The organism is Rhodomicrobium sp. (genome assembly GCF_047605405.1).
Taxonomy (GTDB): domain Bacteria; phylum Pseudomonadota; class Alphaproteobacteria; order Rhizobiales; family Rhodomicrobiaceae; genus Rhodomicrobium; species Rhodomicrobium lacus.
On the sequence record NZ_JASGFR010000031.1, the window covers coordinates 22,951 to 39,111 of the forward strand.

A 16,161-nucleotide genomic window follows, 5' to 3' on the forward strand; every position below is an offset into this window, starting at 1 on the left:
ACGAATTTACATTGCGCGGGCTATGCCATGTGCCGCAAATTTCATCATCAAAAACGGCCGCCGCAAAGTGCCACGGTTACGTCCCTCAAAGCTGGTGTATGGTTGCCTAAAAATGCAGCAGTGGAAGGTCGCATGAGCAACAACCAACTCAAATACGTTCTTGACGAAACGCAAATCCCGAAATTCTGGTACAATCTCACGGCGGATCTGCCGGTGCCGCTGCCAACGGTGCTGCACCCTGGCACGCAACAGCCCGCCGGTCCCGCCGATCTTGAACCGCTGTTCCCGATGGCGCTCATCGAGCAGGAAGTGACGAGCGAGCGCGAGATCGAAATCCCCGAGCCGATCCGCGACGTTTATCGCATGTGGCGGCCGTCGCCGCTCTACCGCGCACGCCGCCTCGAACAGGCGCTCGGCACTCCCGCCAAAATCTACTACAAGAACGAAGGCGTCTCGCCCGCCGGATCGCACAAGCCGAATACCGCCGTGCCTCAAGCCTGGTACAACAAGGAAGCGGGCATCCGGCGCCTGTCCACCGAAACGGGCGCGGGACAATGGGGCGCATCGCTCGCTTTCGCGGGCGCGCTGTTCGGCATCGACGTGACCGTGTTCCAGGTCCGCGTGTCCTACGATCAGAAGCCCTATCGCCGCGCGCTGATGGAAACCTATGGTGCACGCTGCATCGCCTCGCCGTCGGATCAGACGGAGTCCGGTCGCACCATCCTCGCGCAAAACCCGAACAGCCCGGGCTCCCTCGGCATGGCCATTTCCGAAGCGGTGGAGATCGCCGTCAAAGACCCTGCGGTGAAATATGCGCTCGGTTCGGTGCTGAACCACGTGATGCTCCACCAGACCGTCATCGGCCTGGAGGCCATCCAGCAATTCGAGCTGGCGGGCGACGATCCGGACATCGTGATCGGCTGCACGGGCGGCGGCTCGAACTTTGCCGGCGTTGCGTTCCCGTTCCTCGGGCTCTACCTGCGCGGCGGCCGGAAGCGTCGCATCATCGCCGTGGAGCCCGCCTCCTGCCCGACCCTGACGCGCGGCAAGTACGCTTACGACTTCGGCGACACCGCGCACCTGACTCCGCTCGTCAAGATGCACACGCTCGGCTCGACGTTCATGCCGCCCGCGACGCATTCCGGCGGCCTTCGCTACCACGGCATGGCGCCGATGGTTTCGCATGTCCATGAACTGGGCCTGATCGAGGCGCGCGCCTATCACCAGAGGGCGTGTTTCGATGCGGGCGTTCAGTTCGCGCGGGCAGAAGGCATCGTGCCGGCGCCCGAGTCGACCCACGCCGTGCGGTGCGCGATCGACGAAGCGCTGCGCTGCAAGGCGGAAGGCAAGGCCGAAACCATCCTGTTCAACCTCTCGGGCCACGGCCATTTCGATATGGGCGCGTACATCAGCTATTTCGAAGGCCGGATGATCGATCAGGACTACGATGAAGGCGCGCTTGCGACGGCCCTTTCCGAACTGCCCGCCGTGGCCGCGTAACCGGAGACAGCCCTGCGGCATCAATCGATGACGCAGGGCGAACCCACGCTAATCGCTGGCGGCGGGTGCTTGCCGCTGGCGCTTGACTTCGCTCCGCTTCGACTTTCCGGCGAGCCGCCGCTGTTTCGAGCCAAGCGTCGGACGCGTGGGCCTGCGGACGGGGCGCTCGATGGCGGCCTGCCGGATCATGCGAACGAGCCTGTCGATGACGTCCTTTCGATTGGCCTCCTGGGTGCGGTAACTGCCGCCCGTGAGCACGATCTCGCCCTCCTTCGTCAGCCGCGAACCGGCGATGCGCTCAAGTCGCCATCGCACCGCATCAGGCAGGCTTGGCGAGCGGCGTGCGTCGAAGCGCAGTTGCGCCGCAGTCGAAACCTTGTTGACGTTCTGACCGCCGGGGCCGCTCGCGCGGATGAACGTGACGGCGATCTCGCCCTCGTCGAGGTCGATCCTGTCCGTAACCGCAATCATCCCGATCCTGCCCGCCTGGTTGTGGTGCTTTGTCGCCCAAAAAGGCACCCTCGCTTGTAGCTTATCGCCGACATCTTCGATACGGATTAAGGAACGCGGGTTAGCACGCGGTTCGATGGCGGGATTGCTGTTCGCCATTACGAGAGCGTGCGCAAACGGAAGTGACATGGCCGACATGACAGAGGAAAAGACGTATCGTGGGCCTTGCCCCTGCGGCAGCCACCTTACCTATGAGCGGTGCTGCCAAAGATTGCATGATGGCGAGCCTGCGGCGGACGCCGAGGCGCTGATGAGATCCCGCTATACGGGGTTCGGGCTGAAGCTTCAGGACTATCTGCTCGCAACCTGGCACGAGAGCACGCGTCCGACCGATCTCGATGTCGAGAAATCGGCGCGCCGTTGGCTTGGACTGAAAGTTCTGCGTCATGAGGTAACCGGCCCCGACACCGCCGATGTCGAATTCGTCGCGCGTTACAAGGCGAATGGCCGCGTGTGGGAAATCCGCGAAACGAGCCACTTCGTCCGCGAAGATGGCCGCTGGTACTATGTCGATGGCGACTTCGAAAAGCAGCCGTGATCGTTCCAGAGCGGGCTGGCTTCGCAATCAGATCGGCAACGGGCTCTTCCTGAAATGAAGGCGGGTTCACCGATCGGGTTGGATCATGGATCGGACCCGGCTCTGGCCTTCTCTGGCGGCTGCTCGGAACCCCGCCTTACGCCGCGAGCTTCGACTGGACAGCGGCGACCAGTGCGCGCGGGTTGAACGGCTTTGCCAGCACCACTTCGCTTGCCGCGCCAAGCTGCTCGGTGACAGCTTCCGGATGAGCGGTGAGGTAAATGACGTCCGCGTGAATCTGTTCGCGGATCGCATTCACCACATCGATACCGGTTTCGTCCCTGAGCCGATAATCGGCGACAATCAGCTTCGGCCGAGACTGGCCCGCTATGCGCAAGGCTTCGGCTCGATTTTTTGCGATGCCGGCGACGGAAAGGCCGAGCGTCTTGATGATTTTCTGGAGATCGAGCGCGATCATCGCTTCGTCTTCGATTATCAGCACGGCGGGTTTGGCGCGCAATTCCCGAATCGATGAAATATATGCACGCCGAACCGCGGGCTCGGTCATCCCCATCACTTCCGCCACGTCGACAAACGGCAGGCCCATGACAGCGCGCAGGGCCACGATCTGGCGGTGCTCGCCGGAAAGCCGCAGAAGTTCAGCGCCGATACCGCGCTCTCCGCTGAAGCGAACGTCGGCAAGAGGCGCATTCGACGCGGAATACTCGTTCACGAGGCGGTAAAGCTCAAGTCTCGACGACCCGCCCTTCAGGGCCCGCGCCTTAAAAGCCTCGATAATGGCAATACCGCTCAATTGCCGGTTTCCGAGAATGCACGAAGCATATCGAAATATATTCTTTATAAGTTCGCTGGAGGCAGCATCGCTCATTATCGAACGGAACCCTCAGTAAAAAGCCCGAAGCATTGGCTCGGCAAGGATATCCGACCATACTGGAGATGAAAGTTCGGGAAAAGCTGAAAGTTAGTCTGAGGTTGGTGCCCGCGCCCCGGTCTCCCAAAAAAACGCCGGTTATCGGGGGCAAGGGAATTCCCCGAACAACCGGCGACTGAGTTTCCCGTTCCAACTGGGTCACGTCACGCCAATCCGACCATCACGGCTTGCGCAGCGCAAGCAGATTTGAAGCAATTGCCGTGCCAAGAGTGCTGGTGTGCAATATTATAATGGCCGACATCTGCGACAGAAGCGCGCGTTCTGGCGAAACCGCCTGACGGTTGCCCGGAATTTGTCAAATCGGCCGTCGCCTGGCTGAGGATCGGTTATCGAAGCGCTCCGAGGTTGCGCGTCGGGCGATTGCGGTGCGGGTGGAAGTGCGCAAAAAGCGCGCAGGGCGCTGAACAACGGAGCAATTATACGCTCAAGGCGCCGCTTAGGGGCGTCGCGCAACAGATTAACGCCGATCGTTAAACCTGGCGGCTGACAACTGTGCAAGTCGCTCGCAGATCGCTCTCGACATCAGGGCGCTTTAACTCGGCGTGAGGTCTTGTCAGCGATGCGGTCTTGCGCAGAGGGATATGTTTTTTCGATTTGTTTTCAGAGCCTTGTGCGGTTCTCCGTCGGGTTTCGCTTGTCTGTTAGGGCGCATTAATTTCTACAGTATTCGGAAGAAAAATCAGGCCTGAAAGGTTATTGAATTATTCTCATGAACATATTGCCTTGCAAATTCAATGTTATGAAGTTAGGCTTCCTGAAATTAACGCAGATAAAATCTTTAAATAAAATTGTACTAAAACGCTGTATCAATCTGTATTTGCGTGGTCATACTTAGATCACATTCCGATTCTGGAAATGAAGCTTGAGCCTGTTCTTCCCATGACTTGGGACAGCTTCAAACCGCCATTCGGCGCGAGCGCTGGTCTGGCGTAGTTTACAAGGAGTGAAGATGCAGTATCGTTTAGCCTGCGTGCTGGTAAGCGCGTTCGTCCTGTGCCTGGCGTCCTTTCAGGGAGCCTCCGCCACAAGCCGCGATGCGCGCGGCGCGGTTGAGAAGGAAAATGCGCTCGCTGCAGAGTTCGAAGGCAAAGGCATGAAGCTCGGTTCTCCCGTCTTCATCCGGATCTACAAGCAAACCTCGACATTGGAACTCTGGGTCGAAAAAGGTCCGCGTTTCGAACTCTTCAAGACCTACGGCATTTGCAAGTTTGCGGGCGGCCTCGGCCCGAAGATGTACGAGGGGGATCGCCAGTCCCCGGAAGGCCTGTATCGCGTGGAATGGGATGACCTTATCGGCCCCAACCCCCGCTGGCATCGCGCCATGAACATCAACTATCCGAATGCGTTCGACAAAATGAACGGCCGCAGCGGATCGAGCATCCTCATTCACGGCAAATGCTCCTCGATCGGCTGCTTCGCCATTCAGGATGCGAATGTGGAGGAAGTCTACGACGCGGTTCGCGCGGCTCTGCGCGGCGGCCAGTCGCATGTGCCGGTGCTCGCCCTGCCCTTCCGCTTTGCCAAGTATGCGCCTGAGCTGGAAGATACACGCAAGCTGAACGAATTCTGGTCCGATTTGCGCCGCGCAGACCTTCTGTTCGACCGCGACCGCCTGCCGCCCATGGCCTATATCTGCGACAACCGCTATTATTTCGCCGACCGCCGCGGTGACAAGGCCCGCCATGCTGTCCAGCTTCCGGGCTGCAAGCCTCTCGAAAAGCAGCGTCAGGCTCCGCGTCAGGACGAGGCCAGCAACGCCTCCGACAACATCAAGCCTGTTGCAATCGATCAGAAGCCTCAGCCGCAGCCCGAAGCTCCGGCGACCATGCCGACGCTTCACAAGGTCTTCAATGAAGGCGGCTCGCGGAGCGGGCATGACCTGAAGGCGGCGATCAGCAGCAAGATTTGCCCGCTGAAGTTCCCGCATTGCAGGCAGCGCGCCAGCGCGCATGTCAGGTACGCCAAGCTGACGATCAAGGCCAGCGCCGCTGAAAAGATGGAACGTTGATCGCGGCGTTTCTTGCCCGATGTCAGAAGAAAAAGAGCGCCCGCGGTCCTGCCGTGGGCGCTTTTTCTTTCGCGGGTGCGGTGTCCGCTTCGTGACCCGGACTTCCACGGCGCGTGGTGCGTCGCACAGCACCGCCGCACAGCCCCGCCGCCCCAAACCTGCGTGAGATAAGATTATTGGTCGAACAGAAGCAAGTTGACGGCCCGGGCACTGCTGAGCCGATTTTCATCGCTCCCGGACTGTGCAGGCAAAACCCGAAAAACCAGCCTGCTAGATCCGCTTTTGGACAACGGGAGCCTCGGGCTCCATGCCTTTGTCCTCGATTGCGACGCGATAGATCCAGCGGCCCCACGCGAAGCTCACGACATTGCCGGTTCCGGCCTCCGTTATGGACATGAGCCTGGCGTTATCGGGTATGACCTGATCGGTGATTGGCTCACGGCTGACGATCACCAGCGCCAGACGGCGATGATCGTTCGTCACGAATTCGGTGTAAAGTCCCGGGCGCAGGTGGGCGGACGGCGCATCGGCGAACGCCTTCCTGGCGTCGCTTGACGACAGCACCGGGGTGACCGGCATCTCGTCAGACTTCCTTTCAGCGCTGACCCCCTTGAAACGAGTCACTGCCGGCTGTGAGCGCCGCCAGGACTGTGCGCCAGCCTGCGCGGGCAGCGTCGTCTGGCCTTCCGCCATCTGGGTGGCGTAAAAACCGGCGCCGGACATCTGCGCCGGACGCGTCATCTCGAAGAACGTGACGAGGCCGCAAAGCGGCAGCGCCATCAGCGTTCCGTACACGGAAGCGCGAGCCACCACTTTCAGAGCCGAGAAGCTTGTTTTCGAGATGCTGTGCGCGTTGCTCATGGCCTTCACAATAATAGAGAGCACTTGTCCCGTCTACACCAGGCAGGGTCGTTTGGGATCAAGGCAAATTGATGATACCGTTCGCTGCAAGGGCGGCCGAACCAACAAATTTATGTGACAGGGAGCTTTACAAAAGAGTAACAGAAGCGCCTGACGTACGCACAACTTTAATCGTCAGGCGTTCTGTTCCAACCAGCGTGGCATTTGAAACCACGTGGTGGAACCCGTGCAGCATACTCGCTGCTTGTCTTTATAAAAGGTCATTCCCGTCGCCTTGTCATTATAAAAGCGGGACGGTTACGAAATCCCCTGTGTGAAACCTGTGGGAGAAATTTGACAAGCGCAAAAGGCGCGATTCGAGGGGGGCGACTCAGCCTTCGCGCGAGCCCTCGAACAGCGGCAATTGCTGGTCGCGGATGGCTTGAGGCGCGGCGATGCCGAGATGCCGGAATGCCTTCAATGTCAAAACGCGCCCGCGAGGCGTACGCCCGATAAAGCCTTGTTGCAGGAGGTAGGGCTCGATCACTTCCTCGATGGCGTCCTTCCCCTCGGAGAGAGCCGCGGCGATCGTCTCGATGCCGACCGGACCGCCGCTGTAATTCACGCCGATACATCTGAGGTAGCGGTGATCCATAGCGTCGAGGCCGAGGCTGTCCACTTCGAGCTTGCCAAGCGCGGCGTCGGCGACGGCTCGATCCACCTCTGTCACTCCGCCGACTGCGGCAAAGTCGCGGACCCGGCGCAGCAGGCGGCCAGCGACGCGCGGCGTTCCCCGGCTGCGTCGAGCCACCTCGCGCGCGCCGTCCGCCGTCATCGTCATGTCCAGCACCCGCGCGCCGCGCCGCACGATCTCTTCAAGCTCGTCGTCAGTGTAGAAGTTGAGCCGGATCGGGATGCCGAAGCGATCGCGCAGCGGCGTGGTGAGAAGGCCCGTGCGCGTTGTCGCGCCGACGAGCGTGAACTTCGCAAGGTCGATGCGCACGGAGCGCGCCGCCGGCCCTTCGCCGATGATGAGGTCGAGTTGGAAATCCTCCATGGCGGGATAAAGGATTTCCTCCACCGCCGGGTTGAGCCGGTGGATCTCGTCGATGAACAGCACGTCGCGTTCTTCGAGGTTCGTCAGCAGCGCCGCGAGGTCGCCCGCCTTCGCGATGACCGGCCCGGACGTCATCTTGAAATTCACGCCGAGTTCGCGCGCCACGATCTGGGCGAGCGTCGTCTTGCCGAGGCCGGGCGGCCCGGCGAACAGCACATGGTCCAGCGCTTCTCCGCGCGCACGTGCGGCGTCGATGAAGACCTTCATGTTCGCGCGCGCCTGCGCCTGCCCGATGAACTCGGCCAGACGTTGCGGGCGGAGCGAAAGCTCACCCGCGTCTTCGTCCTGTCTTTCGCGGTCGAGAAGCCGTGCGGTCATGGCCAGACGCTAGCGGATTCTGGCAGGCTCGCGCAAAACAAAACCGTGGCGTTCATTCCGCCTCCTCGTCTTCGTAACCGAGGAGCGACAGAGCGCGCGCCTGAAGTCCGAGCTTGCGGCAGTAATGGACGAGAGCTTCCTCGCGGCCATGCGTCACCCAGATTTCCTCCGCGCCGGTCTCCTGAATGGTGTCGATCAGTTCGGGCCAGTCGCAATGGTCGGAGATGACGAGCGGCAGTTCCACGCGCTGCTGTTTGGCGCGGGCACGGATCTGCATCCAGCCCGAGGCGGCGGCGGGGATGACATCGGGAAGCGAACGCGACCAGCGGTCAGCGAGCGCGGATGGAGGGCAGAGCACGATCTCGCCCGCGAGGCTCTTGCGGTTGGCGGGCGTCACGGGTTGATAAGGGCCGAGCGCAACGCCGCGCGTCTCGTAAAGTTCGGTCAGCTTCATCAGCGCGCCGTGAAGATAGATCGTGCGGTCGTAGCCCGCGCGGCGCAGCTCCGCGATGAGCCGCTGCGTCTTGCCGAGCGCGTAGCACCCGACGGCGTGGCAGCTTTGCGGGAAAATGGCGCGCGAGTTGAGGAGCTTTTCGACCTCGTGCTGCGGGTCCGGGTGGCAGAAGACGGGCAGGCCGAAGGTTGCCTCCGTCACGAACACATCGCACGGCACCACCTCGAATGACCGTGCGGTCGGATCGGCCGTGCGCTTGTAGTCGCCGGAAACGACGAGCCGCGCGCCGCCGTGTTCGATCAGCACCTGCGCCGCGCCGAGGATATGCCCCGCCGGATAGAGCGTAATGCTGGCCTCGCCCCACTGCATCGGCTGGCCATAGGGGAGATCGATGCGTCGGCAGGCGAAGCCTTCGCCATAGCGGCACGCCATGATGGCAAGCGTGTCGGGCGTCGCGGCCACCTTCGCATGACCGCTGCGCGCGTGATCCGAATGTCCATGCGTGACAATAGCAGTGCCGACCGGCCGGACAGGATCGATGAAGAAGCCGCCGGGCTTGCAATAAAGCCCCTCGGGCCGCACCTCCATCCACTCGCGCGGGTGGGTCATCGCGAAGGCAAAGCGAGGCGAGCCAAATTATGGCTGCGCAGCTCTTTGATCTTGTACTCATTGTCGATTAGCAAAGCCAGAATATCGTCTGTGCGGCAGTTCGGAAGCCTCACGTACACGACATTGCATTCCAATGAGTCACTACCCGATAGATTTTCCAGATAATCCTTATCCTTGGTAACGACTATCAAGCCATGTTTCCGCGCATAGGCGGCAACCGTTCGGTCAGGAGCTCCAGCGCCCACTGCGTTTTTGACATGAATGGTGCCAGGGAAAATTTCAGTTAGGACGTCGACGATTCTAAATGAGATATTCTCATCTATAAGCAACATTATAGCTTGGCTATTAGCTTGGACAGTTCGTCAAGGCGCTTCGTACGAACAAGGGCCTTTCCAGGCTCTTCCAAAATCGGCTCATCTTCAAGGAAATCGGATATTTTTCTTAAGCTATTCAACATCTGTTTTAAATACGCTTCAGTGGTGCTGTTAACGGGCGCATATTGGAAACTGAACAATCTCGCAGATTGAATGACTAAATCGGCACAAAAAAGCTGCGCCGCTCGAATATCTTCAACGGTGAGGTCCGGGAAGTCAGAAAGAATTTCAGCTTCCGACATTCCCGATCCCAAATACTCCAAAATATCGGACACGGCAATGCGCGTGCCTTTTATGCACGGCTGACCACTCCTGATCTCTTTGTCAAACTGAATTCTGTCCATGAAAGCCATAAGAATAATGTCGCTCGCTTGCATGTCGCCGTCAAGACTTGCCTTGACCGATGCCATGGTCGGCGAGGATCGAGAGCGCTTCCGCCACCGACAATTCGCGCCAGTCATCAGCCGCGGGCGCCCCTTCGCGGCGGATCAGTGACGCCGCTTGGCGGAGGCCCGCGCGCATCTGGTCTTCGCCCACGCCAGCCGCTGCGGCCGCGCCTTGCAAGCTTTCGGCGGCGGCAAGCTTTTCCAGAAGATCGAGAATGCGTACGGTTCCTTCGTAGCCTTTGTCATTCTCTCCGAAAAGGTCGGGAACGGGTTTGGCCGAGTCTGTCATCACCCTCACTCACGCAGCGATTGCAAGCTGCTTGATCTTATCGCGGAATATGGTACAAAACAAGAACGATGTGCGGCGCGCGGCCATGGATAACCCGGATCGGTAGAGCTTTCCCTTGGCGAAACGGCGAACATCGGAGCTTCTGCAGGAGGCTAACCCGCGAGAAGGCGCTTCGGGCGATAGCAGCGCCCATCGGCTGCCGCCTTATGTCGAGGCGTGGTTCGCGTCGCGCGGCTGGACAGCGCGGCCATGGCAGCGCGCGATGGTCGAGGCGTTTAGCGCGGGCCGGTCCACGCTTCTCATCGCGCCCACCGGCGGCGGCAAGACGTTGTCCGGCTTCCTGCCGAGCCTGATCGATATCCACGAGACGCGCGCCGAGGGCATTCACACGCTTTATGTCTCGCCGCTGAAGGCGCTGACAAACGACATCGAGCGCAATCTCACGCGGCCCATCGCCGAGATGGGTCTTGCCGTGAGCGTCGAAAGCCGCACGGGCGACACGCCGCAATCGAAACGCGCGCGGCAGCGCCGCACGCCGCCGAACCTGTTCCTCACCACGCCCGAAAGCCTGATGCTGATGCTGTCGTCCCCGGACGCGGCGCACCTGTTCGGAGGGCTTCGCGCGGTGATCGTGGACGAGGTGCACAGTTTCGCGGCGACGAAGCGGGGCGATTTCACCGCGCTCGCCCTGTCGCGCCTTTCAGCGCTCGCGCCGCAGGCGGTCCGCTTCGGGCTTTCCGCCACGGTGGCCGACCCTGCCGCGCTCTCGTCCTGGCTCGGTCCGGTCGGCGCGCCCGCCGCGCTTCTGCAATCCGGCCTGCCGATGCAGCCGGATATCCGCATGCTGGTGCCGGACGGGACGCGCATGCCATACGGCGGCTTCATGGCGCGCTATGCCGTGCCGGAAATCTACGACGCGATCCGCCGCGCGGGCACGTCCATCGTGTTCGTGAACACGCGCGCTCAGGCGGAACTCATGCTGCAGATGCTGTGGGACGCGAACGAGGAGAACCTGCCGATCGCTGTCTATCATGGCTCGCTCAGCCGCGAGCAGCGCCGCAAGGCGGAAGCGATGATGGCGGCGGGCAAGATCCGCAGCGTCGTGGCGACGGCGGCGCTGGAGCTTGGCATAGACTGGGGCGACGTCGATCTCGTGATCCAGGTGGCGGCGCCGAAAGGCGTCAGCCGCCTGCTTCAGCGCGTTGGGCGCTCGAACCACCGGCTCGACGAGCCGAGCCGCGCGTTTCTCGTGCCCGCCAATCGCTTCGAGGCGCTGGAGTGCCGCGCCGCTCTCGCCGCCATCGAGAAGGGCCAGCTCGATGGTGAAGCGCCTGGCCCCGGCTCGCTCGACGTGGTGGCGCAGCATATCCTGAGTTGCGCGTGCAGCGGCCCCGTCTTGCCGGATACGCTTTTCGACGAGATCCGCACCGCGCTTCCCTACGCCGATCTTTCGCGGGAGACGTTCGACAGGCTGTTCCAGTTTGCCATCGACGGCGGCTATGTGCTGCGCGCTTACGACCGTTACAAGCGCCTCACCGTCTTGCCCGACGGACGCTACCGCATCGCGAACCAGCATGTGGCGCGGCGGCACCGGCAGAATATCGGCGTGATCGTCGAAGCGGCGCGGCTGAAGGTGGTCCGGCTGTCGGGCAACGGCCAACGCGGTGTGGGACGCGGCGGGCGCGTGCTCGGCGAAGTGGAGGAGTATTTCGCGCAGGGGCTGACGCCGGGCGACACCTTCTTCTTCGCGGGCGAACTGCTGGCCTTTGTCGGCGTGCGCGACATGATGATCGAAGCCCGGCCGGCTGCGGGCGGCGAGCCGAAGGTGCCTGCTTATTCGGGCGGCCAGATGCCGCTGTCGACCTTCCTCGCGGACGGCGTGCGCGAACTGCTGGCCGACCCGGACGAGTGGCGGACGCTTCCGGCCGACGTGCGCGAATGGCTCGACCTTCAGGCGCGCTTTTCGGTCATCCCGCCCGCCGACCGGCTTCTCGTGGAGCAGTTCCTCGAAGGCCGCTTCCACCGGACGGTGTTCTACACATTCGCGGGGCGCCGCGCGAACCAGACGCTCGGCATGCTCGTCACGCGGCGGATGGAGCATCTCGGACAGAAGCCGATCAGCTTCCAGATCACCGATTACGGCCTCGTGGTTTCGCACATCGTCCCCGCGACCCGCGATCACATCGCCCGGTTTCTCGCGCCCGACATCCTCGGCGACGAACTGGAGGAATGGATTCTCGAAAGTCCGATGCTGAAGCGCTCCTTCCGGCATGTGGCGACGGTGACCGGCCTCGTCGAGCAACAGAACAACGCGGCCCGCAAGTCCATGCGGCAAATGACGATCTCGACCGATCTTATCTATGACGTCTTGCGCCGACACGAGCCTGACCACATCCTTCTCAAGGTCACGCGGCGCGATGCCGAGCGCGAATTGCTCGACCTGAAGCGCCTGTCCGAACTTTTGACGCGCTATCGCGACCGTTTCCTTTTCATCGAGCTTTCGCGCGCCTCGCCCTTTTCGATCCCGGTGCTGACGGATGTACGGACCGAGCAGGTGCGCGGCTCCGGCATGGAGCATCTGCTGGCGCAGGCCGCGATCGTGCACGACGCGGAAGACATGATGGACGAGATCCGGGAGGAGGTCGCCGGACGCTCGATCAGGAGAAGCTGACCACAAAATCGGCAAAGCCGTTTCGTGATGCATTCGCGCAACTATGAAGTGCATCACAAAATCAACTCTCGCTTTCGGGTTGTTGAGAAAGCACGACTCTTCCTATGGTTGGCATAGTTTGCGTTCGATCATCCTGCCGCGCCCGGCGGCCAATAGCGAGACCGACATGAGCAAACCCCTTTTGCTTGCCGCCCTTTCTCTGTTTCTCGCCGGAAACGTGATGGCGGCGGAAGACGATTCAGCCAACACCGAGAAGCAAAGCTCCGCCAAGCCCGCGAAAAAGGCCAAAAAGGAAGACAAGGCCGAGGACAAGAAGGACGAGACGACCTACCCGGATTGGGATATTGCCATCGGCGCGGGCGCCGCAACGGACTACATCTTCCGCGGCATCAGTCAATCGAACCGCAATCCCTCGTGGAATTCCTACGTCGAATATCGCTACACGCCTCAGAAGGACGTGCAATTCTACGCCGGCACGAGCATCTACACGCTTGATTTTCCGAACGACGCCTTCGCAGAGGTCGACTTCTACGGCGGCGTGCGTCCGACCTTCGACAAGGTCGCGTTCGACTTCGGTTTCTGGTACTACTGGTATCCCGGCGGCCGTACCTACAACGGTCTTGAGCCTGCCTTCCTCAACTGCACCAACGGCTTCTATACACCAACCGGCGGGTGCAATACCCTCGAAGCACGGCTCGACTTCTATGAAGTCTACGGCAAGGCCACCTACACACCGAACGACAAGCTGACGCTTGGCGTCGCGGCCTATTATTCGCCCTCATGGCTGAACACGGGCGCACCGGGCACCTACGCCTCATGGACCGGAAAATACGTGCTCCCCGACAAGAACCTGCTGCCTGACGGTCTCGGCTGGTACATCTCGGGCGAGTGGGGAAACTACTTCTTCGGCGATACGAAAGACTTCTACGGCAATGTTCCGCTGCCGGACTACGCCACGTGGAACGTAGGCCTCGCCTTCACATACGAGGTGCTGACGCTCGACCTCCGCTACTACGACACCGATCTTTCGGCCGCGCAATGCAACGTGCTGACAGGCGACGACACCGCAACCTACGCCGCGAAGAACGTCACGGACATCAATCCGAGCGGGCTTGGCTCCAGATGGTGTGGCGCGGCCTTCGTCGGCAAGCTGTCGTTCGATCTCACGGTGAAGACCAACATTCTCAAGTGATGTCCTCCTTCGGGCGCGTTTCCGGCATCAGCATCAGCGTTATGACGAAGCCGAGCGCGCCCGTGGCGGCAAGGCACCAGAACGCGGAGGGACGGCCGAAGGTGTCGGCGATGTAGCCTGCGGCGGGAAGGCTCATCGCGGCGGCAAGACCGATGGACATGCCGACGACGCCCTGCGCCAGATTGAAATGGCCGGTGCCGAACGAGATGTCGGCGACCACGAGCGGGATCAGCACGGCCAGCACAGCAGCCGAAACGCCATCAAGCATCTGGATCGCCACCAGCGGCACCGCGCCATCCAGTAAGGCGAAGAGCGCCGCGCGCAGCGGCAACACGCCGAGCGCCGCGAGCAGCAACGGGCGGCGTCCGATCCGCTTCGCCAGCCGCCCCACCATCGGAGAAAACAACGCGACGATGATCTGCGGCAGCACGATCGCGGCGGCGATCAGTGCAACGGCCCAGTTGCTCGCGCGCGTCGTCAGTTCGGAGCCGACGAGCGGCAGAAGCGGCGCGTTCGTCATCTGAAACAGTGCGATGATGGCGATGAAAACCAGAAACGCGCGCTTGCGAAGAAGGATCGCCAAGCCGGCGGGCACGCTTGAGGCTTTCACTTCGCCAGTCTCGCCATGCGCCGTTGCGACATCCACTTCAGCCTCGCGGATATACAAGAGCGCTGTGATCGCCGGGAGGGCGAAGAGCGCCGTCAGGAAAAACACAGCCTGCGCCGACCAGAAATAGCCGCAGGCACCGAGAAGGAGGGCAGCGGTTCCGTTGCCCGCGGCGGCGTAACGCGCATTGCGCCCAAGTCGCGGAGAAAGCGCCTCGCGCCCCACAAGCCCCAGGCTGATCGCCGCGACCGCCGGAGCGACAACCGCCGTTCCCGCCGCATGGAGCACCCGCGCGAACGCCACCGCCGCGAACACCGGCCACACCGCGATGATGAAGGCGCTCGCACCGATTGCCGCCACGGCTCCGCCCGCAGCGCGGGACTCCGACCGAACCCTGTCGATCAGCGCGCCGCCCGGCACCTGGAACACAAGCGCGGCGATGGAGCCGACCGACAGCACGAGGCCGATATCCGTCTGCGTCCACTTTTCAGACGTGAGGTAGACGGCGAGGAATGGCCCAAAGCCGGTTTGAATGTCGCCGAGAAAAAATGCGAACCAGTCGAGACCGCGCAGGCTTTCCCGCGAGGGAGCCTTGCGGCGGTCTGCGGCGAGCGGTGGGTCTTGGTGCTCCGGCGCGCTCGTTGATTCCCTCAGCGCTCCGGCCCTTCCGCTGTCGTCGCGCCGATCGCAACGACCGGCTCCCCGGTCTTGACTTCCGGCGCTTCGGCGAGGCGTTCGCGAGGGAGTTCCACCACGAGCGCATCGCGCTTGTCCGAAGCGAAGCGCAACCGAGCCCACGAGATGGCGATGCGCCGACTGCCGACGCCGAGAAAACCGCCGACCTCGATCACCGCCGCCTGAACAGCGCCCGTGCCATCGGCAAGGACGTCGACAACCCGCCCGGCGCGCTCACCCGAAACTGTAATGACGTTTTTGCCCAACACGCTTTCCGCCCGCCAGAGCACGGTCCGCTCGGAAGGCAAGACAGGCCCGCCCGACTGATCCCGTGTGGCTTCGTCGGAAGGCACTTCGCGGCCAAAGGGTTTTGCCGAGTATGGCGTCGCACTCGCGGTGACAAGACCGACAAGAAGGAAAAGGCGGAATTTTCGCATGACGCATTCCCTTGCCGTTTCGTCTGGGTAACAGCGATGAGTGATCACCGTTCCCCGGAACAAGTGAGCGCAGGTATAGCCACCTGCCTGAGATCCGGCCTCTTCATCGTCGCGGGCGTCTGATTTGCGGCACGACCCGACCCTCATAAAAAAAGCCCCGGCCTTGCGGTCGGGGCTCCATTTCACGTGTGGTGCAAGACGACCTTACCAGCCGCCGCCCCAGCCGACGCCGATGCCGAGGCCGGGACCGCCCCAGCCGCCGCCCCAGCCGCCCCAGCCGCCGCCCCAACCGGAGCGAAAGCCGACGCCGATGCCGGGACCGCCCCAGCCGCCACCCCAGCCGCCCCAGCCGCTGCTGTAAACGACCGGACGATTGCAGCCGCCCCAGCCGGCTCCGTAGACCACCGGTCGACGCCAGCCGCCACCGTACCAGCCGGAGCTGTAAACGACCGGGCGATAGATCACCGGCGCGCGATAACCCCACGTGCCGGTATATACGACGGGCCTGCGCCAGCCCCAGCCACCGCCATAGACGATCGGGCGACGCCAGCCGCCGTAATAGGCCACCGGCCTACGCCAGCCGCCATACCAACCTGTCCGCCACACCACGGGTCTGCGCCAGCCGCCATAGCCGCCGCGCCAGGCGACTGGACGACGCCAACCGCCATAGCCGCCGCGCCACGCGACCGGACGGCGCCAACCGCC

15 protein-coding genes and 1 pseudogene are annotated in these 16,161 nt (G+C 62.2%); 5 read left to right on the plus strand and 11 right to left on the minus strand.

What is annotated here, in order from left to right; translation table 11 throughout:
- The first annotated feature begins 132 nt into the window (after positions 1-132).
- Complete coding sequence (locus tag QM659_RS12715) at positions 133-1,500, plus strand: TrpB-like pyridoxal phosphate-dependent enzyme (protein WP_415188681.1); 1,368 nt, start codon at positions 133-135, stop codon at positions 1,498-1,500.
- 48 nt (positions 1,501-1,548) lie between these two features.
- On the opposite strand, the gene arfB is transcribed toward QM659_RS12715, so the two are convergent.
- Complete coding sequence (gene arfB / locus QM659_RS12720; RefSeq protein WP_127078657.1) at positions 1,549-1,971, minus strand: alternative ribosome rescue aminoacyl-tRNA hydrolase ArfB; 423 nt, start codon at positions 1,969-1,971, stop codon at positions 1,549-1,551.
- Positions 1,972-2,146: 175 nt separating this feature from the next.
- Between arfB and QM659_RS12725 the strand changes: the two genes are divergently transcribed.
- Positions 2,147-2,548 (plus strand): YchJ family protein, encoded by a 402-nt coding sequence (locus tag QM659_RS12725; protein WP_415188689.1) that lies wholly within the window; start codon positions 2,147-2,149, stop codon positions 2,546-2,548.
- A gap of 136 nt (positions 2,549-2,684) precedes the next feature.
- On the opposite strand, the gene QM659_RS12730 is transcribed toward QM659_RS12725, so the two are convergent.
- Positions 2,685-3,341 (minus strand): response regulator, encoded by a 657-nt coding sequence (locus QM659_RS12730; protein WP_415188682.1) that lies wholly within the window; start codon positions 3,339-3,341, stop codon positions 2,685-2,687.
- A 1,087-nt stretch (positions 3,342-4,428) separates the two neighbouring features.
- Here QM659_RS12730 and QM659_RS12735 point away from each other — a divergent pair.
- On the plus strand, positions 4,429-5,487 hold the full coding sequence (locus QM659_RS12735) for a L,D-transpeptidase family protein (RefSeq protein WP_127078653.1): 1,059 nt from the start codon (positions 4,429-4,431) through the stop codon (positions 5,485-5,487).
- A 270-nt stretch (positions 5,488-5,757) separates the two neighbouring features.
- On the opposite strand, the gene QM659_RS12740 is transcribed toward QM659_RS12735, so the two are convergent.
- The 6 genes from QM659_RS12740 to QM659_RS12765 all read right to left on the minus strand — a co-directional run bounded on the left by QM659_RS12740 (position 5,758) and on the right by QM659_RS12765 (position 9,874).
- Positions 5,758-6,348 carry a hypothetical protein gene (locus tag QM659_RS12740; protein ID WP_415188683.1) on the minus strand — a complete coding sequence of 197 codons (591 nt, stop codon included), beginning with the start codon at positions 6,346-6,348 and terminating at the stop codon, positions 5,758-5,760.
- A 370-nt stretch (positions 6,349-6,718) separates the two neighbouring features.
- Entirely contained in the window at positions 6,719-7,762 is a 1,044-nt protein-coding gene (gene ruvB / locus QM659_RS12745) for a Holliday junction branch migration DNA helicase RuvB (RefSeq protein ID WP_127078649.1), read from the minus strand.
- A 52-nt stretch (positions 7,763-7,814) separates the two neighbouring features.
- Positions 7,815-8,825 carry a ligase-associated DNA damage response exonuclease gene (locus QM659_RS12750; RefSeq protein WP_415188684.1) on the minus strand — a complete coding sequence of 337 codons (1,011 nt, stop codon included), beginning with the start codon at positions 8,823-8,825 and terminating at the stop codon, positions 7,815-7,817.
- A complete protein-coding gene (locus tag QM659_RS12755; RefSeq protein WP_415188685.1) occupies positions 8,822-9,157 on the minus strand; it encodes a DUF5615 family PIN-like protein in 336 nt (111 codons plus the stop codon). The genes QM659_RS12750 and QM659_RS12755 overlap by 4 nt, the downstream gene beginning before the upstream one ends.
- A complete protein-coding gene (locus QM659_RS12760; RefSeq protein WP_303482265.1) occupies positions 9,157-9,609 on the minus strand; it encodes a DUF433 domain-containing protein in 453 nt (150 codons plus the stop codon). The genes QM659_RS12755 and QM659_RS12760 overlap by 1 nt, the downstream gene beginning before the upstream one ends.
- Positions 9,584-9,874, minus strand: a complete 291-nt coding sequence (locus QM659_RS12765) for a hypothetical protein (RefSeq protein ID WP_415188686.1) — start codon at positions 9,872-9,874, stop codon at positions 9,584-9,586. The genes QM659_RS12760 and QM659_RS12765 overlap by 26 nt, the downstream gene beginning before the upstream one ends.
- Before the next feature lie 142 nt (positions 9,875-10,016).
- On the opposite strand from QM659_RS12765, the gene QM659_RS12770 reads away from it, so the two are divergent.
- Both QM659_RS12770 and QM659_RS12775 read left to right on the plus strand, forming a co-directional pair.
- Complete coding sequence (locus tag QM659_RS12770) at positions 10,017-12,545, plus strand: ligase-associated DNA damage response DEXH box helicase (protein ID WP_415188690.1); 2,529 nt, start codon at positions 10,017-10,019, stop codon at positions 12,543-12,545.
- Between the two features lie 166 nt (positions 12,546-12,711).
- Positions 12,712-13,737, plus strand: coding sequence for a TorF family putative porin (locus QM659_RS12775; RefSeq protein ID WP_415188687.1), 1,026 nt, complete (start codon positions 12,712-12,714; stop codon positions 13,735-13,737).
- On the opposite strand, the gene QM659_RS12780 is transcribed toward QM659_RS12775, so the two are convergent.
- From QM659_RS12780 to QM659_RS12790, 3 genes and pseudogenes are all read right to left on the minus strand, one after another.
- Positions 13,730-14,998: an MFS transporter gene (locus QM659_RS12780; protein ID WP_415188691.1), complete on the minus strand. Its 1,269-nt coding sequence runs from the start codon at positions 14,996-14,998 to the stop codon at positions 13,730-13,732. The two genes, QM659_RS12775 and QM659_RS12780, sit on opposite strands and share 8 nt — an antisense overlap.
- Complete coding sequence (locus tag QM659_RS12785) at positions 14,995-15,456, minus strand: PRC-barrel domain-containing protein (RefSeq protein WP_415188688.1); 462 nt, start codon at positions 15,454-15,456, stop codon at positions 14,995-14,997. The genes QM659_RS12780 and QM659_RS12785 overlap by 4 nt, the downstream gene beginning before the upstream one ends.
- A 204-nt stretch (positions 15,457-15,660) precedes the next feature.
- Positions 15,661-16,161: pseudogene (locus QM659_RS12790) on the minus strand (hypothetical protein); the annotation flags it as partial.